19 protein-coding genes and 1 riboswitch are annotated in these 15,838 nt (G+C 73.6%); of the genes, 4 read left to right on the plus strand and 15 right to left on the minus strand.

Annotation, left to right across the window (positions count from 1 at the left end; genetic code table 11):
- Positions 1–66: 66 nt before the first annotated feature.
- The 5 genes from V5O46_RS10345 to V5O46_RS10365 form a co-directional block, all read right to left on the minus strand.
- A complete protein-coding gene (locus V5O46_RS10345; protein ID WP_332884214.1) occupies positions 67–495 on the minus strand; it encodes a GNAT family N-acetyltransferase in 429 nt (142 codons plus the stop codon).
- A gap of 79 nt (positions 496–574) precedes the next feature.
- On the minus strand, positions 575–1,165 hold the full coding sequence (locus V5O46_RS10350; RefSeq protein WP_332884215.1) for a TetR/AcrR family transcriptional regulator: 591 nt from the start codon (positions 1,163–1,165) through the stop codon (positions 575–577).
- 18 nt (positions 1,166–1,183) lie between these two features.
- Positions 1,184–1,651: a nuclear transport factor 2 family protein gene (locus V5O46_RS10355; RefSeq protein WP_332884216.1), complete on the minus strand. Its 468-nt coding sequence runs from the start codon at positions 1,649–1,651 to the stop codon at positions 1,184–1,186.
- 151 nt (positions 1,652–1,802) lie between these two features.
- Positions 1,803–4,370 carry an ABC transporter permease gene (locus V5O46_RS10360; RefSeq protein WP_332884217.1) on the minus strand — a complete coding sequence of 856 codons (2,568 nt, stop codon included), beginning with the start codon at positions 4,368–4,370 and terminating at the stop codon, positions 1,803–1,805.
- A 4-nt stretch (positions 4,371–4,374) separates the two neighbouring features.
- A complete protein-coding gene (locus tag V5O46_RS10365) occupies positions 4,375–5,229 on the minus strand; it encodes an ABC transporter ATP-binding protein (protein WP_332884218.1) in 855 nt (284 codons plus the stop codon).
- Positions 5,230–5,454: 225 nt separating this feature from the next.
- Between V5O46_RS10365 and V5O46_RS10370 the strand changes: the two genes are divergently transcribed.
- A complete protein-coding gene (locus V5O46_RS10370; protein WP_332884219.1) occupies positions 5,455–5,673 on the plus strand; it encodes a toxin-antitoxin system HicB family antitoxin in 219 nt (72 codons plus the stop codon).
- A 3-nt stretch (positions 5,674–5,676) separates the two neighbouring features.
- Positions 5,677–6,051 (plus strand): fic family toxin-antitoxin system, toxin component, encoded by a 375-nt coding sequence (locus V5O46_RS10375; protein WP_332884220.1) that lies wholly within the window; start codon positions 5,677–5,679, stop codon positions 6,049–6,051.
- 47 nt (positions 6,052–6,098) lie between these two features.
- Here V5O46_RS10375 and V5O46_RS10380 read toward each other — a convergent pair whose 3' ends face one another.
- The 4 genes from V5O46_RS10380 to bioB form a co-directional block, all read right to left on the minus strand.
- Positions 6,099–6,797 (minus strand): class I SAM-dependent methyltransferase, encoded by a 699-nt coding sequence (locus V5O46_RS10380; RefSeq protein WP_332884221.1) that lies wholly within the window; start codon positions 6,795–6,797, stop codon positions 6,099–6,101.
- A 242-nt stretch (positions 6,798–7,039) separates the two neighbouring features.
- Entirely contained in the window at positions 7,040–7,756 is a 717-nt protein-coding gene (gene bioD / locus V5O46_RS10385) for a dethiobiotin synthase (RefSeq protein WP_332884222.1), read from the minus strand.
- Position 7,757: 1 nt separating this feature from the next.
- Positions 7,758–9,044 (minus strand): adenosylmethionine--8-amino-7-oxononanoate transaminase, encoded by a 1,287-nt coding sequence (locus V5O46_RS10390; RefSeq protein ID WP_332884223.1) that lies wholly within the window; start codon positions 9,042–9,044, stop codon positions 7,758–7,760.
- Positions 9,037–10,251: a biotin synthase BioB gene (gene bioB, locus V5O46_RS10395; RefSeq protein ID WP_332884224.1), complete on the minus strand. Its 1,215-nt coding sequence runs from the start codon at positions 10,249–10,251 to the stop codon at positions 9,037–9,039. The genes V5O46_RS10390 and bioB overlap by 8 nt, the downstream gene beginning before the upstream one ends.
- A 168-nt stretch (positions 10,252–10,419) precedes the next feature.
- On the opposite strand from bioB, the gene V5O46_RS10400 reads away from it, so the two are divergent.
- Positions 10,420–11,547, plus strand: coding sequence for an 8-amino-7-oxononanoate synthase (locus tag V5O46_RS10400; protein WP_332884225.1), 1,128 nt, complete (start codon positions 10,420–10,422; stop codon positions 11,545–11,547).
- A gap of 37 nt (positions 11,548–11,584) precedes the next feature.
- On the opposite strand, the gene V5O46_RS10405 is transcribed toward V5O46_RS10400, so the two are convergent.
- Together V5O46_RS10405 and V5O46_RS10410 are read right to left on the minus strand one after the other, a co-directional pair.
- Positions 11,585–11,815: a DUF397 domain-containing protein gene (locus V5O46_RS10405; RefSeq protein WP_332884226.1), complete on the minus strand. Its 231-nt coding sequence runs from the start codon at positions 11,813–11,815 to the stop codon at positions 11,585–11,587.
- A 9-nt stretch (positions 11,816–11,824) separates the two neighbouring features.
- The gene (locus tag V5O46_RS10410) at positions 11,825–12,685 is read right to left on the minus strand and encodes a helix-turn-helix domain-containing protein (protein WP_332884227.1); all 861 of its coding nucleotides are present in this window, start codon (positions 12,683–12,685) and stop codon (positions 11,825–11,827) included.
- Positions 12,686–12,901: 216 nt separating this feature from the next.
- Here V5O46_RS10410 and V5O46_RS10415 point away from each other — a divergent pair, with 216 nt between their 5' ends.
- Complete coding sequence (locus V5O46_RS10415; RefSeq protein ID WP_332884228.1) at positions 12,902–13,363, plus strand: ATP-binding protein; 462 nt, start codon at positions 12,902–12,904, stop codon at positions 13,361–13,363.
- Between the two features lie 42 nt (positions 13,364–13,405).
- On the opposite strand, the gene V5O46_RS10420 is transcribed toward V5O46_RS10415, so the two are convergent.
- The 4 genes from V5O46_RS10420 to V5O46_RS10435 form a co-directional block, all read right to left on the minus strand.
- On the minus strand, positions 13,406–13,879 hold the full coding sequence (locus V5O46_RS10420) for a C40 family peptidase (protein WP_332884229.1): 474 nt from the start codon (positions 13,877–13,879) through the stop codon (positions 13,406–13,408).
- Positions 13,880–13,882: 3 nt separating this feature from the next.
- Positions 13,883–14,028: riboswitch (cyclic di-AMP (ydaO/yuaA leader) on the minus strand.
- A 374-nt stretch (positions 14,029–14,402) separates the two neighbouring features.
- A complete protein-coding gene (locus V5O46_RS10425) occupies positions 14,403–14,711 on the minus strand; it encodes a hypothetical protein (RefSeq protein ID WP_332884230.1) in 309 nt (102 codons plus the stop codon).
- Positions 14,712–14,718: 7 nt separating this feature from the next.
- Positions 14,719–15,354, minus strand: coding sequence for an ATP-dependent Clp protease proteolytic subunit (locus tag V5O46_RS10430; protein WP_332884231.1), 636 nt, complete (start codon positions 15,352–15,354; stop codon positions 14,719–14,721).
- A 113-nt stretch (positions 15,355–15,467) separates the two neighbouring features.
- Entirely contained in the window at positions 15,468–15,836 is a 369-nt protein-coding gene (locus tag V5O46_RS10435; RefSeq protein ID WP_332884232.1) for a VOC family protein, read from the minus strand.
- Positions 15,837–15,838 lie beyond the last annotated feature (2 nt).

The raw sequence follows: 15,838 nt of genomic DNA on the forward strand, positions 1-15,838 counted from the left end.
CATGATCGGCCAGACCGGTGCGGACCGCTCGCTGTCGCGCCCCGGAGGATTCGCCGCGGCGGCTGCTCAGCCGTCGGTCAGCGGCCTCACCCAGCGCCGCCACCGCTCCTCGGGCGTGTACCCCGAGGAGCGCCAGGCGTGCTGCGCCGACGTGTTGTGCACCAGCACCATCGCGTCCGCGCGCCGCCCGCCGAGCCGGACGAACCGTTCCTCGGCGGCGGCGAGCAGCGCGGCGGCGACGCCCTGCCGGCGGTGGTCCGGGTGCACCGCCAGCCGGTACAGATGGCAGCGCCAGCCGTCGAAGCCGGCGATCACCGTGCCGACCAGCTCGCTGCCGCGCACGGCGAGCAGCAGCGCCTCGGGGTCCCGGGCGACCAGCCGTTCCACCCCGTCCCGGTCGTCGCTGATGCTGGTGCCTTCCGCGGCCGTCTTCCAGAAGGCCAGCACGTCGTCCAGGTCCTCGGGTGCGGCGGTGCGGATCCGCGGATCAGTCATGCGGTGATCCCATCACGCGGGGTGCGCGGGCAGGGGGAATTCCGGTATCCGGACGACGACCCGGGCAGCCCGCCCCGGATCAGCCGACGGCCCGGTGCCCGGTGAGCCGGTGCAGGCGGTCGACGAGGCGGGCGGTCGCGTCGGGGCCGCTGGGTTCGGTGCCGAAGAGGAGGCCCGCCACGAGGGGCGCGATGATGATCTCGAAGACGTCCTGTGCGCTCGGCACGTCGACTCCCCGCGCGGCGGCACGGTCGAGCATGGCCTGCATCTCGTCGAAACGGTGGGCGAGCGTGGGAGGCAGATCGTCCTCGGTGTCGTTGCCGAGGCGGACCGCGACGAGGGCGCGCAGGAAGAGGATGCCCTCGGGGCCCGAGAGGTCCTCGGCGGCCTCCCGGGCGTAGGTCTCCATGTCACGGCTGAAGTCGCCGGTGTCGGGCACGGGCGAGCGTGCTGTGAGGCGCTCGCCGACCACGTCCACGAGGATGCCGTCCGCGCTGCCCCAGCGCCGGTAGAGGGTGCCGAGGTGCACGCCGGAGCGTTCGGCGATCCGGGCGATCGTCAGCTCGGTCGCCGGCTGCTCGCGCAGCAGCTCGTCCACGGCCCGGTGGACGTCGGCGCGGATCCGGGCGGTTCGGCCACCGGGGCGGCGGGCGGGGCGGGGGTCGGACATGGTCCCCGAGCTTAGTTGTCACGGCACGTCGGCCCGGAACGTGGTGTAGACGCCCTGGGTGTCCTCACCCAGCGACTCGGCGGCCACCAGCGGGTTCCAGAAGTCGACGTAACGGCTGATCCTCCCGTCCCTCGTCTCCACGACGGAGATGTACCGCTGGTGGTAGGGCCGGCCGGTGCTGATCGCCGTACCGACACTGGAGAACTCGGCGACGACGAGGGCCGGGTCGAGCGTCTCGTGGAACCGCGGGCCGGTGAACTCCACGTCGAAGTGCCGGGGGAAGTTCTGCATGTACGCGAGGAGTTCGGCCTTCCCCGTGACGGACGGGGGGAAGCCGGCGGGTCCGTAGGGGAACTCCAGCACACCGTCCTCGGTGAACAGCTCCACCCACTCCTCGATCCGCCCGGACGACAGGTGGTCGAGGTGGTCGCGGAAGGTCTGCTGGGCGGCGGCGCGCACGGCGGCGTCGGCGGTACGGCTGGTCATGGCCGGTCCTTTCGGTAACCACTAACGCGAGGGACTTCGCGTTAGTGGTCCCAATGTAGCACCGCATACTGATAACGCGAAAGTCTTCTCGTTAAGGAGTTGGGTCTGCGCGGCCCGTCGTACCTTCCGGCAGCGGCGCCGAGGTGCTCGATCACTCGTGCGCGATGGCTTCCAGGACGTTCATGCGCGAGGCGCGCAACGCCGGAAGCACGGCCGCCACCACGCCGATCACCGCCGAGCCGACCACGACCGCGGCGACCGTGCCCCAGGGGATCGCCAGCGCCGTCATGCCCTGCAGCGCGAGCACCTGCTGGGTGCACACGCCCCACACCAGCCCCAGGGCGAGCCCCAGCACCGCACCGAACACGGCGATCACCACCGACTCCAGCCGGATCATCCGCCGCAGCTGCCGCCGCGAGAGCCCGATCGCCCGCAGCAGCCCGATCTCCCTGGTCCGCTCCACCACCGACAGCGCGAGCGTGTTGACCACGCCGAGCACCGCGATCGCGATCGCCAGCCCCAGCAGCGCGTACACCAGATAGAGCAGCACGACGATCTGGTCGCGCACCAGTTGCTTGTAGTCCGCGAGGTCCCGCACCTGCACCTGCGGATACGGCTGGAGCGTCCGCTCCAGGGCGGCGCGCAGCTCGTCGTCACCCGTGCCCGGGGCGGCGTTGACGTACAGGGCGGACTCCTGGCCGCCCGGCGCGTACCGTTCCAGCGTCGTCATCCCGAAGAACAGCCCGCCCCGGGTGCCGAACCCCTCGGCCGTGTCCAGGTCGGTGAGTGCACCGACGGTCAGCTCGGCGGAGCGCCCGCCCTGGAACTCGACGGGCAGCACGGTGCCGGGCCGCACCCCGTGCTCCCGCGCGAAGTCCGCGTCCATGGCCAGCCGCCCGGGCGCCAGCGCCGCCGCCGTGTCGCCGCGCGCATAGGTGATGTTGGCGACCTCGTCGAGGCGCGGATCGTAGGCCGCGGCCGTGGTCTCCACGCGCTGCCCGTCCGGCAGCCGCACCGCCACCGGCGCGAACCGCGCCCTCACCACCAGCCCGGCGCCCGGTGTGTCGCGCACCTGCTCGGTGATCTCCGACGGGAACGGCACGAACCGTCCGCTCTGCACGCCGAAGTCCGCGCCCAGCGTCCGGTCGATCCGCCGGTCGAAGGACTCCGTGATGGAGGCGCTGGCCACCGACATGCCGCCGACCAGTGCCAGCCCCACCATCAGCGCGGCGGCGGTCGCGCCGGTACGCCGCGGATTGCGCAGGGCGTTGCGCCGGCTCATCCGGCCCACCGCACCGAACAGCGCCGGGAATGCCCCGCCCAGCACCCGGATCACCGGCCGGACCAGCAGCGGGCCCCCGATCACCGTCGCCACCAGGGTCAGCCCGACGCCGAGCCCCAGCAGCGACGCCGCCGAGGCGGTCTCCTCCGACGCCACGCACCCGGCCAGCGCCGCCGCACCGCCCGCCCCGACCACGGAGCCCACCACGGCCCGCACGTGCAGTGGCCGGCCCACGTCGGCCACCTCGGCCGCGGCCAGGGCCGCCATCGGTGAGACGGCCGCCGCGCGGCGGGCCGGGAGATAGGCGGCGACGAAGGTCACGCCGAGGCCGACGGCGTACGCGGCGACCGGGGTCACCCAGCCGATCACCATCTCGGCGGCGCTGATGTTCATGCCGATGACGTTCAGCAGTTCGATCAGCCCCGCCGCCAGGCCGATGCCCGCGGCCAGCCCGAGCGTGGCGCCGACCAGGCCCGTCAGCAGTGCCTCGGTGAGCACCGAGCGGCGCACCTGGCGCCGGTCCGCACCCAGTGCCCGCAGCAGCCCCAGCTCCCGGGTGCGCTGCGCGATCAGCATGGAGAAGGTGTTGACGATCAGGAAGATGCCCACGAGCACGGCGACGCCGGCGAACCCGAGCATCACGTACTTGAGGACGTCCAGGAACCCACCGAGCTGCTCGACGTCGGACTGTGCCTGCTCGGCGGCGGTGCGGTACTCGTAGGCGCCCGCGCCCAGAGCGGTTTCGACGCGCTGCTTGAGCACCTCGTCGCTCACGGCCTCCGTGCCCGTCACCGCGAGGGCGGTGGCCGCCCCGGCATCGCCCAGCAGCATGGTCCGCGCGGCCGGTGGATCCAGGAACAGCAGCGCCGCGCCGGGGTTGGTGGTGGTGAACGTCGCGATGCCGACCACCTCGACCCGGAAGGAACCCGGCGGGGCGACGACGGTGAGGACGTCGCCGACGGACACGTCCGCGCGGTCCGCGGTCTCCGCGTCCAGCACCGCCTGACCGGTCCCGCGCGGCGGATGGCCGGAGGTCAGCTCGACCGGGCTGCGTTCGGTCGGCTGCCAGGCCGTGCCGATCGTCGGCGCGCCGGTGGTGGGGCTCACCGACGCGTCGGCGTCGTCGACGACCGTGATGTTCTGGACCTCTGCCTCGGCACGCACCGCGGCGACCCCCTCGATCCCGGCCACGCGCTGCGCCAGCGCTGCCGGGAGGGTGGCCGTACGGCCCGACGGGACCGCCTCGGCCAGTCCGGTCCGGGGGCTGACGGTGACGTCCGCGGCCGTCGAGGCGAACAGCCGGTCGAAGGTCCGGCTCAGTGTGTCGGAGAAGATCAGGCTGCCGGTGACGAATGCCACCGACAGCACCACGGCCAGCGCCGAGAGCAGCAACCGCCCCTTGTGCGCGAGAAAGCTCCGCAACGTCGCCTTGAGCACGGCGTCAGTCCTCGCCCGGTGACCCGGGCGGCCCGGGGGCGGGTGGGGCGGCACGGTCCGCGGGCGGGCCCGTCGGGCCGGCGGCGGGGCCGGCGAACAGACGCATCCGGTCCAGCACCGCCTCCGCCGTGGGGTGCTCGTGCGTGTCGACGATGCGGCCGTCGGCGAGGAAGAGCACCAGGTCGGAACGGGCGGCGGCGCCCGGGTCATGGGTGACCATGACGACGGTCTGGCCGAGCGCGTCGACCGCCTCCCGCAGGAAGCCGAGCAGTTCCGCCCCCGCGCGCGAGTCCAGGTTCCCGGTCGGCTCGTCCGCGAAGATCAGCTCGGGCCGGGAGACCAGCGCCCGGGCACAGGCCACCCGCTGCTGCTGTCCGCCGGAGAGCTGGGCCGGCCGGTGCCGCAGCCGGTCGCGCAGGCCCAGGGTGTCGACGACCTGGTCCAGCCAGCGGGCGTCCGGCCGCCGGCCCGCGATGTTCATCGGCAGGGTGATGTTCTCCAGCGCGTTCAGCGTGGGGACCAGGTTGAACGACTGGAACATGAACCCGACCCGGTCCCGGCGCAGCCGGGTCAGCTCGCGGTCCCGCAGCCCGGTGATCTCGGTGCCGCCCAGCCACACCTGTCCGGCCGACACCGTGTCCAGCCCCGCCAGACAGTGCATCAGCGTGGACTTCCCGGAACCGGACGGTCCCATCACCGCCGTGAACCGCCCGCGGGCGATGTCCACGTCCACCGCGTCCAGCGCGAGCACCGTCGCCTCGCCCGCACCGTAGGCCTTGGTCAGCCCGCGGGCGCGGGCCGCGATCAGGTCGCCGCCCGGTGCCGGCGCGGCCGCGTGCTCGGCGGGGAGTGGGGACACGACGGCCTCCTGACGCGTGCCTCGCAGGGTGACTGCCTGGGCCCGAGGGTACTGTGACCCGTCCCACACCGGGTATCCGTCCCGGGTGTCGCGGCGCCGTCCAGGCGCAGCCGCCGTACGGGGGCAGCGGTACGGGGACAGCCGTACGGACGCCGGGGCCACTCACGGTGACGTCCCTGCCGCCCGCCCTTGCCGGTGCTAGCGTTCCGGCGCTAGCTTCGGAGTATGGCGAAGACCCAGCTGAACGTGCGGGTGGACGAGGGCACGGCCCGAGCGGCCCGCGAGCGCGCCCTGGCCCGCGGGATGAGCGTCAACCGCTACATCGAGGAGCTGGTCCGGCAGGACACCGGCGAGGTCGGCCGGACGTTCGTGGAGGCCGCCGCCGACTTCATGCAGCAGTACGAGAAGGTGTTCGCCGAAGAGGCCGGCGAGGGCCGTCGCTGACCTTTGAGCCCGCTGCGCATCGATCTGGCCTGGCTGCTGCTGCTCGCCGAGCAGCGAACCCCGGGAGACCCCCAGGTCACCGACTGGGGTGCGCTGGTCGCCGCCGTCGCCCGCCACCAGGCCGAGATACTCGACGTCCCCGTCTACGACAGCCCGCACGCCCGCGCCGCCGCACTGCTCCAGCTGCTGATCCACGTGCCCGCGCTGGAGCGCTCCAACGCGCTGTTCGCCTCCGCGGTCGCCTACGCCTATCTGGTCGGCAGCGGCCTGAAGGTCGCCACCTCGCCCGAGCAGGTCCGCGATCTGGCCCGGCTGGTCAAGAGCGGCGAGGCCTCGGTCCACGACATCGCCCGGGAGCTGCGCGCCTGGTGCGGATGACCCGCTGATCCTGATGCGCAGTGCTTCCGTGCCCCCGGGCCCCGCCGTCACTGGACCGGCCGCCAGGCCGTCCCCAGCGCGCAGTACGAGCTGGGCAGCGGCGGCCCGTGCTCCGGCACCAGCAGCCGCCGGTAGGGGCCCAGCGTGAACCCGGCGGCCCGCAGCGCGGCGACCGGTTCCCGGGAGACATGGCAGCCGCCGGAGAGCGCGGGCCACACCGTCCGGTCCATGGCCCGCTGGGTGAAGGTCATCACCCGGCCACCGCCCCGGCCGTGCTCCAGGAACCGCACCTGACCGCCCGGCCGCAGCACCCGCTGCAGCTCGCCGAGGGCCCGCGGCACATCGCGGACGCTGCACAGCACCAGCGACAGCACGGCCGCGTCGAACGCCTCGCTCTTGACCGGCAGTGCCTCGGCCGCGCCCGGCGCCACGTCCACCGGCACCTCCGAGCGCAGCGCCGCCTCCACGGCCAACTGCCGCAGATACCGCTCCGGTTCGATGGCGACGACCTCGGAGACGGCGCTCGGGTAGTGCGCGAAGTTCAGACCGTTGCCCGCGCCGATCTCGATCACCCGGCCGGACAGCCCGGCCAGCATCCGGTCGCGCAGCGCGCCCAGGCCCATCCGCCTCTCGGCGCCGGCGCTGAACCGGGCGTAGTAGCGGGCGAACACCGGGTGGTGCACGGCGTCGTGCGGCACCGTGCCGGAACGGGCCGTACGGACGGAGCGGTCGGAACGGAACGGCATGGGACCTCCCTCGCCGGATGGCGCCTTACCGCGATTGTCCCCCGCCCGGCGCCACCGCACCCCCGGCCACGCTCCGCCGTTCGGCCCCCGCATCGGTTTCCCCGGTCCGCAACCGTTGCCGGGCGCGTACAGCCGCGTCCGCTCCGGTCGACGGGACCCGCCGACGGCCGCCGGGGTGCCCTTCCCGGACGCGCCGGGCGGGTGCACGACGGCCCCCGCCGGGAGGCGCCCCGGCGCGCCTCTCAGGGCGCCTGCCGCACCCGGAACGCCTCCGCGTCCCAGGTCCCCTCCAGACGGGGCGCCAGCCAGTGCGGTGCCGCCGCGCGGAACGCCTCCGGAGCCAGGGCACCGGCCCCGTCGGGTACCGCGCCGAGCAACGGTGCCCCGGCGACGTCCGGCAGGTCGGCGAGGTTGCAGCGCGAGGCCAGGTCCGCCGCGGACGGCCAGCTGCCGATGGCGACACCGGCCACCTCCAGCCCCCGGCGCCGCAGCTCACGCGTCGTCAGCTCGGTGGTGTTCAGGGTGCCCAGGCCCGCCGCCGCGACCACCAGCACCGGCGCCCGCAGCAGGACGGCGGCATCCGCCAGCGTGCCGCCCGCCGCGTCGAACCGCACCAGCAGTCCGCCCGCCCCCTCCACCAGCACCAGGTCGTGCTCGGTGGCCAGCTTGGCCGCGGTCTCGGCCACCTCCTCCGGGTGAACCGGCGCCCGCCCGGCCCGGCGGGCCGCCGTCGCCGGCGCCAACGGCTCCGGGTACCGGGCGAGTTCCGCCGCGGTCACCGCACCGGCCAGCCGTGCGACCTCCTCGGCGTCGCCGGGCTCGTCCGGCCGTACACCGGTCTGTGCGGCCTTCAGCACGGCCACCGACCGGCCGGCGGCCAGCGCGGTCGCGGCCACGGCGGCGGTCACCACCGTCTTGCCGACCTCCGTGCCCGTGCCCGTGATCACCAGTACCGGCATCTCATCCCTCCCGCGCCGCCGCGCACACCGCGCGGGCGATACGTGCCACGTCCGCGTCACTGGTGACGTACGGCGGCATGGTGTAGATCAGATCACGGAACGGCCGCAGCCACACGCCCTCGCGCACCGCCGCGGCGGTGGCGGCCCGCATGTCCACCGCGCGGTCCAGCTGCACCACGCCGATCGCACCGAGCACGCGCACGTCCGTGACGCCCGGCAGCCCGGCCACGGGCGTCAGCCCTTCGCGCAGCCCCGACTCGATCCGCTTGACCTCGGCACGCCAGTCCTGGCCGAGCAGCAGCTCGATCGACGCGCAGGCGACGGCCGCGGCCAGCGGATTGCCCATGAACGTCGGGCCGTGGGCCAGCACCGGCACCTCGCCCCGTGAGATGCCGTCCGCCACCCGGGACGTGCACAGAGCCGCCGCCATCGTCAGATAGCCGCCGGTCAGCGCCTTGCCCACGCACATCACGTCCGGCGTCACGGCCGCGTGCCCGGCGGCGAACAGCGCGCCGGTGCGGCCGAAGCCGGTCGCGATCTCGTCGAACACCAGCAGTACGTCGTGCGCGTCGCACGCCTCGCGCAGCACCCGCAGATAGGCGGGGGAGTGGAACCGCATCCCGCCCGCGCCCTGCACCACCGGCTCGACGATCACCGCGGCCAGTTCGTCCGCGTGCCGGGCGACGAGCGCGCGCAGATGCTCGGCGTAGGTCTCCTCGTACGCGGCGGGCGGCGGGTCCGCGAAGACCTGGCGGGGCAGTACCCCGCTCCACAGCTCGTGCATGCCGCCCTCGGGGTCGCACACCGACATCGGCTGCCAGGTGTCGCCGTGGTAGCCGCCGCGCCAGGTCAGCAGACGCTGCTTGCCGGGGCGGCCCAGCGAGCGCCAGTACTGCAGGCACATCTTCACCGCCACCTCGACCGACACCGAGCCGGAGTCGGCGAGGAACACGTGCTCCAGGCCCTCCGGTGACATGTCGACAAGGAGCTTCGCCAGCCGCACGGCGGGCTCGTGGGTGAGCCCGCCGAACATGACGTGGCTCATCCGCTCCAGCTGCCCGCGCGCCGCCTCGTTCAGCACCGGGTGGTTGTAGCCGTGGATCGCCGACCACCACGACGACATGCCGTCCACCAGCTCGCCGCTGCCGTCGGCGAGCCGCAGCCGGACCCCGCTCGCCGACTCCACGACGAGCGGGTCCTGCCGGCCGGGCATCGGGCCGTACGGGTGCCAGACGTGCCGCCGGTCCAGGGCCAGCAGCGCGTCCACGCTCAGGTCCGGGTCAGGCATTGGGCGCGAGGTCCGTTCCGGCGCCGCGGCGGCGTACGGAGACCAGGTCCGTGCGGGGCTCCTCGGGCCGCCCGGCGGCCGGAGCGGTGCCGCAGACCCCGCCGCCCGCGTGCGAGCCGCACCCCGCGCCCGCGGCGTCGGTCTCGTGCGAGCCGCAGCCCCCGCCGTCGCCTCCGTGCGAGCCGCAGCCGCCCCCGGCCGCCGCCCGGTGCTGCGGAAGCGTGACCTGGCCGGCGCCCTCCACCTCGAAACCGGCGTCCGCGATCATCTCCAGGTCCGCCCGGCCGGCCTGGCCCTCGCTGGTGAGATAGTCGCCCAGGAAGATCGAGTTGGCCAGGTGCAGGGCGAGCGGCTGCATCGCGCGCAGATGGACCTCGCGTCCGCCCGCGATGCGCACCTCGACGTCCGGGCAGACGAACCGCACCATCGCCAGGATGCGCAGGCACCGCTGCGGGGTCAGATGCCACTCCCCGGCCAGCGGGGTGCCCTCCATCGGGATCAGGAAGTTGACCGGAACCGAGTCCGGGTCCAGCTCGCGCAGCGAGAACACCACGTCGACCAGGTCGTCGTCGCTCTCGCCCATCCCGGCGATCAGCCCGGAGCAGGCGGACAGCCCGGCCGCGTGCGCCTTGTGGACCGTGTCCACCCGGTCGGCGTACGTGTGGGTGGTGGTGATGTCGCCGTAGGTCGCCTCGGAGGTGTTCAGATTGTGGTTGTAGGCGTCCGCCCCCGCCGCGCGCAGCCGCTCCGCCTGGCCGTCGGAGAGCAGCCCGAGGCAGGCGCACACCTCGACCGCCTCGTTCTGCTCCTTGATGGCCTTGATGGTGTCCGACACCCGGTCCACGTCCCGGTCGGTGGGCCCGCGCCCGCTGGCCACCAGGCACACCCGCTTGGCGCCCCCGGCCACGCCCGCGGCGGCGGCCTCGGAGGCCTGGTCCGGCTTGAGCCAGGTGTACTTGAGGATCTCGGCCCTGGAGCCGAGCCGCTGGGAGCAGTAGGAGCAGTCCTCCGGGCAGAGGCCGGACTTGAGATTGACGAGATAGTTGAGCTTCACCCGCCGGCCGAACCAGTGCCGGCGCACCTTGCCGGCCGCGGCCACCACATCGAGCAGAGCGTCGTCGGAAGTCGCGAGGACGGCCAGCGCCTCCTCGCGGGTCGGCGGCTCGCGCCGCAGCCCCTTGTCCACCAGCGTGTTCAACAGGTCCATGAGAGCCGATCCTGTCCTACACAAGGGCCCCGGGCCAAGGAGACTTCGCACAACACCGGCGGTTCACCGTGTGGGTATCGCCACACCGTGCGCGGCCCGTCGTGGCGCTAGTGTCTGTGCACTGCCTACAAAACCACGCTCACGAACTCTCCGGGGGAGGATCGGCCCATGGCGTTCGGCTGGATCGACGAGCAGGCGGCGCTGCGCCGCCGCGCGGGCCTCGTGCGGAGCCTGCGCCCGCGCCCGGCCGACTCCCCGCTGCTGGACCTGGCGAGCAACGACTACCTGGGCCTGGCCCGGCATCCCGAGGTCACCGAGGGCGCCGCGGAGGCGGCGCGCACCTGGGGCGCCGGCGCGACCGGCTCCCGGCTGGTCACCGGGACCACCGGGCTGCACGCCGAGCTGGAGCGGGAACTCGCCGCCTTCTGCGGCTTCGAGGCGGCGCTGGTGTTCTCCTCCGGCTACGCGGCCAATCTCGCCGCGGTGACCGCGCTGGCCCCGCACGGCTCCCTCGTGATCTCCGACGCAGGCAACCACGCGTCCCTGATCGACGGCTGCCGGCTCGCCCGCGGCGCCACCCAGGTCGTGGCGCACGCGGACCCCGAGGCGGTGGCCAAGGCACTTCAGACGCACGACGGGCCCGCCGTCGCCGTCTCCGACACGGTGTTCTCCGTCGACGGCGACGCCGCACCGCTGGCCGCGCTCGCCGAGGCGTGCCGTGCGCACGGCGCCGGGCTGGTCGTCGACGACGCCCACGGCCTCGGCGTGCTCGGCGACGGCGGCCGGGGAGCCCCGCAGGCCGCGGGCCTGGCGGGCGCCGGCGACGTCGTCGTCACGGTGACGCTGTCCAAGTCGCTCGGGGCCCAGGGCGGTGCCGTGCTGGGGCCGGCCAGGGTGATCGACCACCTGGTCAACACTGCCCGGACGTTCATCTTCGACACGGGGCTGGCCCCTGCCCCGGCGGGGGCGGCCCTGGCGGCGCTGCGGCTGCTGCGCCGGGAGCCCGGGCGGGCGGCACGCGCGCGCGAGGTGGCGGCGGAACTGCACGCGCGGCTCACCGGTGCCGGCCTGGAGGCGGTCCGTCCGGACGCCGCGGTCGTCTCGGTGCGCGCGCCGTCCCCGGAGGCGGCCGTGCGCTGGGCGGCCGACTGCCGAACCGCCGGCCTGGCCGTGGGATGCTTCCGTCCTCCCTCCGTGCCCGACGGCATCTCACGGCTCAGGCTGACGGCCCGTGCGGATCTGTCCGGGGACCAGATCGAACGCGCTGTACGGGTGATCGGCGACACGCGGCCATGAGTCGGCGAGGCACGGCCGGGCGTCACCGGAGGGCGGTCTAGCCCTCGCGGAGCGCCGCCGTGAACTCCGTCCAGCTCTCGGGGGAGAAGAGCAGGGCGGGTCCGGACGGTGCCTTGGAGTCGCGCACGGCGAGCAGTCCGGCCCAGGGGCCGGCCGCCGGCCGGGCCGTCTCGACGCAGTTGTTCGCTCCGGTGCTGTAGCTGCTGCGCAGCCATCGCACCTCGTGCGGTCGGGTACCGGAAGTGACGTTGCGAGGCAGTGCTGTCATGGTGCCTCCTTACGCGCCGGCCGCTGTCGCGGCGATGAATTCCAACGAGTCGTCGGGCGAAAGGGCGTGGTGTCGAAGGGCGTTGAAGGCCTCGGTGTAGGCCTCCAGGTCTTCTTTCCGTTCGAGATGGAGGCTACTCGTCAAGTGGTCGAGAACAACCACGTCCAGATCAGAAGTGCTCGAAAATGAGAAGATTACGAAAGGTCCGGTGACGCCGATATGCGCCCCCGCGGTGAACGGCAGCACCTGGAGCCGGACATGCGGCAGCCGTGCCGCCTCGACCAGCCGCTGGAGCTGGCAGGCCATCACCTCCGGCCCGCCGACCTCCCGGCGCAGCACCGCCTCGTCCAGGACCGCGCTCAGCCGTAGCGGCGGACTCCCACGCAGTACGTCCTGACGGGCCAGCCGCACCTCCACCAGCGCGTCGAGCCGTTCGTCCGGCAGCCCGTCCGCCGCCGCACGGGTCACCGCCCGGGCGTACCGCGGCGTCTGCAGCAGCCCGGGCACCACGGTGGTCTCCAGGGTCCGCATCGCGCTCGCCTGCGACTCCAGGCTGATGAAGTCCCGGTAGGTGGGCGGCAGCACCCCGCGGTAGGCGTGCCACCAGTGGTGCCGGCCGCCGTCGCCGTCGGCGCCCGCCAGCGTCAGCAGCAGCTCCCGGAGCTGGGCGTCGGAAACCCGGTAGGCGTCCAGCAGTAACCGTACGTCGGCGGGTTTCGAGCCGCTCGTGCCCGTCTCGATCCGGCTCACCTTCGACTGGTGCCAGCCCACCATCCGGGCAGCCTCACCGCTGGTGATGCCCGCCGAGGTGCGCAGCGCGCGCAGTTCGGCACCCAGCTTCCGGCGGCGCACCACGGGACCGTGCTCCATGGGCCATTCCTTCCAGTCCTTCCGAGCCGCCCACATACGGTCTGCCGTCGCAGATTTCACCGCTTCGAGCGACAGATATATGCATATCTTGGCGGATCGCCGCCCTTCACCGGCGTGGTGATGGCAGTCTGGCGGGCGAAGCACCAGTCCGGGACCGTACTCGAACCATCCGCTCCGTGTCGGACTGCGGTCCCGTGGGAAAGGGACGACGTCGCCATGGCAGACCATCTGGAAGCATCCGTCACTCTGCCGAGCGATCCCGCCTCGGTCTCCGCGGCCCGCGGCTATGTGGTCGGCACCCTGGCGGAGTGGGGACTGCCGGCGGACACCGAGGTCTCCGAGACGATCCGGCTCATCGTCTCGGAGCTCGCGACCAACGCCGTGCAGCACACCCTCGGCCAGTCGCCCACGTTCACGGTGGACGTCGTCCTGGACCGGGACGAACGCCTGCACATCGGGGTGACGGACAGTCACCCCCGTCTGCCCAAGCGACTGCCCGCGGCGGTGCAGCAGGACAACGGCCGGGGCATGGTGATCATCCGCTGGCTGGCCGCCGAGTGCGGCGGCAGACTGCGGGTCCGGCCCACCCGTGAGGGCGGCAAGACCGTGTCCATCGAACTCCCGTGGGCGGCCCCGGCCACCGAGCCGGTCGCCGCAGGAGGCCAGCCCCGGGGGTGACGGCAGCCGTCCGGACGGGCCGTCAGCCCCCGGGACCCGGGGTCAGCGCACGCGCCCGTACAGGACGCTGCTGGTCCAGATCTTCTGCAGCCGCACCACGTCCCCGGTCTTCGGGGCGTGCCAGATCCGGCCTTTCCCGGCGTAGATGCCGACGTGGTACACGCTGCGGCCCGAGTGGAAGAACACCAGGTCCCCGGCCTTGCGGTGGCGGACGGAGACGGGCCGGGTCCGGTTGTACTGCTGGGCCGCGGTGCGCGGCAGCCGCTTGCCGGCCTTCTTGAACGAGTAGAGCGTCAGCCCGGAGCAGTCGAAGCGGTACGGGCCGGTGGCCCCGTACTGGTACGGGGAGCCCTTCTTGGACGCGGCCACCTGCAGGGCCCTGGTCGCCACGGCCGCGGCGGAGGCCTCCGAGGCGGCGCCCGGGACCACGACGGAGCCGCCCACGGCGGCGAGGGTGAGGGCCGAGGCGGTACCGGCCCGGGCCAGGAAGTGCGGGACACGATTGAGCGCGGTCATGCGCAACCCTTCGTCAGCCGCCTGTGAAGGATGACCTGTCGGATTCGGGCTGGCGAAGTTGCCCGGCCGCACGGGTGCGGCTTCACCCCAAGGGCTGCTCGGCCCGGTGCCCCTCGGACGAGAGACGGCCGTTCCGGCGACCCGACGTGCTCGGGTCCTCCACTCCTGCCGATCCACTCCTGTCGACCGGTCATCCGGGCGGCGGCAGGACTCGGCGTCCGCCCGGATCGCCCCGCCGCTGCGGCGAGGTCTTGTCGTCAGTCACGGATCTTGCTGCACCCCGGTCGGAAAATCCCAGTGGGACAGGGGGGTCGTGTTGTTACGCGCCACGCGTCCGTTCGGGGGGACGCCAGGATGTCCGAAGCCGCACCGATGCACCGGGCCACGGCCCAACCAGCTACGGAGACCACCGGCACCGGTCCCGCGCATACCCGGCGCGCAACCGCGACCGTGCCGAAAAAAGAGGTGATTCTCCGCCGAAAGGGGGTACGCCGTTTGGTCCGTTTCGGACCGTGCAACCGCGTCACTCAGCCCGCGGCTGCGGCAGGGCCACCCGCGCCGCGCGCCGCTCGCCGTCCAGCACGCGCAGAGCACGCGCCAGCGTGGCGGCGTGCAGCCGCGTCTCGCCGCGCCGGTGCATCACCTCCAGCGCGTCGCGCAGCGCCGCGGCGCGGCCGACCAGGGCCTGGGCGGCGCGCAGTCCGCGGTAGGTGTCGCCGTCGTGGGCGGGGTTGATCCGGCCCACCAGATCGACGACGTCGAGGTACCGGTCGATCAGCTCGGCCTCCGCGCGGGTCAGGGCGGGCAGCGGCGGCAGCTCCGGCGGCAGCATCGGGGGCTCACCCCGCGGCCGGTGTGGGGCGGGCGCCCTTGCGGCTGGCCACGACGCGGTCCACCAGGCCGTACTCCAGTGCCTGCCGGGCGTCCAGGACCGTCTCCCGCTCCAGATCTGCGCGGACCTGCTCCGGGCTGCGCCCGGTGTGCCGGACGAGCAGCTCCTCGAGCCGGGCGCGGATGCGCGTCAACTCCTCCGCCTGGATGGCCAGATCACTGGTCTGCCCCTGGACCGGCCCGGTCAGCGCGGGCTGGTGGACCACCACCCGCGCGTCCGGCAGCACGGACCGCTTGCCCGGGGTGCCCGCGGCCAGCAGCACCGCCGCGGCCGGGCCGGCCTGGCCCACGCAGGTCGTCTCCACGTCGCAGGTCACGTACCGCATCGTGTCGTAGACCGCCGTCATGGCGCTGAACGAGCCGCCGGGGGAGTTGATGTACAGGGCGATGTCGCGGTCCGGGGCCTGGTGTTCCAGATGCATGAACTGCGCCATCACGTCGTTCGCCGAGACGTCGTCGATCGGCGTGCCGAGGATGACGATCCGCTCCTGCAGGAGCTTCGCGTACGGATCCGTCGTCCGGGTCCCGAGGCCCGTGCGCTCCGTGAACTCGGGCAGGACATGACGGGCGGACGGTCGGGACATGGCGAACCCTCCTGGCGGCGGAATCGGCTGCGCTCCACAAAAAATGTACAGGACGTACGTATCAACGGCGAGGGATCCGGGGTTCGCCCGCAGCGGACGGCCGACGTGTCCGGTCAGCGCTTCCCCGGCGGCTCGTGCAGCCCGAACGCCGATCCCTGGTCGTCCCGGCAGAGCATGAACCGGCCGAACCGGCCCGCCGACTCCGGGTCCTCCCCGCCCTCGCCGCCGATGCTCTCCACCGACCCTCCCAGCTCCCGCACCCGGGCCGCCGCGGCCTCCAGATCGTCGACCCGGAAGAAGAGATACGGCGAGGCCCCCGCGTCCCCGCCGTGCATACCGCCCGGCAGTCCGCCGGTGCCGAGGGTGTAACCGCGCCCGGTGGGTCCCGGATCCATGGCCCAGCCGAACAGGGCGCCGTAGAAGACCCGCCCCCGCTCGGGGTCGGCCACGCCGAGTTCGAAGAACGACGGTTCGCCTGCCATGG

The sequence above is a fragment of the Streptomyces poriticola genome, from assembly GCF_036689765.1.
Classification (GTDB): Bacteria; Actinomycetota; Actinomycetes; order Streptomycetales; family Streptomycetaceae; genus Streptomyces; species Streptomyces poriticola.

Excerpts from the sequence above, each read along its gene's own strand:
- V5O46_RS10400 (WP_332884225.1), top strand. The coding sequence starts at position 10,420 with ATGGCGTTCGGCTGGATCGACGAGCAGGCGGCGCTGCGCCGCCGCGCG.
- V5O46_RS10380 (WP_332884221.1), bottom strand. The coding sequence starts at position 6,797 with ATGCCGTTCCGTTCCGACCGCTCCGTCCGTACGGCCCGTTCCGGCACG.
- V5O46_RS10430 (WP_332884231.1), bottom strand. The coding sequence starts at position 15,354 with ATGTCCCGACCGTCCGCCCGTCATGTCCTGCCCGAGTTCACGGAGCGC.
- V5O46_RS10355 (WP_332884216.1), bottom strand. The coding sequence starts at position 1,651 with ATGACCAGCCGTACCGCCGACGCCGCCGTGCGCGCCGCCGCCCAGCAG.
- V5O46_RS10345 (WP_332884214.1), bottom strand. The coding sequence starts at position 495 with ATGACTGATCCGCGGATCCGCACCGCCGCACCCGAGGACCTGGACGAC.
- V5O46_RS10420 (WP_332884229.1), bottom strand. The coding sequence starts at position 13,879 with ATGACCGCGCTCAATCGTGTCCCGCACTTCCTGGCCCGGGCCGGTACC.
- bioD (WP_332884222.1), bottom strand. The coding sequence starts at position 7,756 with ATGCCGGTACTGGTGATCACGGGCACGGGCACGGAGGTCGGCAAGACG.
- V5O46_RS10435 (WP_332884232.1), bottom strand. The coding sequence starts at position 15,836 with ATGGCAGGCGAACCGTCGTTCTTCGAACTCGGCGTGGCCGACCCCGAG.
- V5O46_RS10410 (WP_332884227.1), bottom strand. The coding sequence starts at position 12,685 with ATGGAGCACGGTCCCGTGGTGCGCCGCCGGAAGCTGGGTGCCGAACTG.
- V5O46_RS10390 (WP_332884223.1), bottom strand. The coding sequence starts at position 9,044 with ATGCCTGACCCGGACCTGAGCGTGGACGCGCTGCTGGCCCTGGACCGG.
- V5O46_RS10415 (WP_332884228.1), top strand. The coding sequence starts at position 12,902 with ATGGCAGACCATCTGGAAGCATCCGTCACTCTGCCGAGCGATCCCGCC.
- V5O46_RS10350 (WP_332884215.1), bottom strand. The coding sequence starts at position 1,165 with ATGTCCGACCCCCGCCCCGCCCGCCGCCCCGGTGGCCGAACCGCCCGG.
- V5O46_RS10370 (WP_332884219.1), top strand. The coding sequence starts at position 5,455 with ATGGCGAAGACCCAGCTGAACGTGCGGGTGGACGAGGGCACGGCCCGA.
- V5O46_RS10405 (WP_332884226.1), bottom strand. The coding sequence starts at position 11,815 with ATGACAGCACTGCCTCGCAACGTCACTTCCGGTACCCGACCGCACGAG.
- bioB (WP_332884224.1), bottom strand. The coding sequence starts at position 10,251 with ATGGACCTGTTGAACACGCTGGTGGACAAGGGGCTGCGGCGCGAGCCG.
- V5O46_RS10425 (WP_332884230.1), bottom strand. The coding sequence starts at position 14,711 with ATGCTGCCGCCGGAGCTGCCGCCGCTGCCCGCCCTGACCCGCGCGGAG.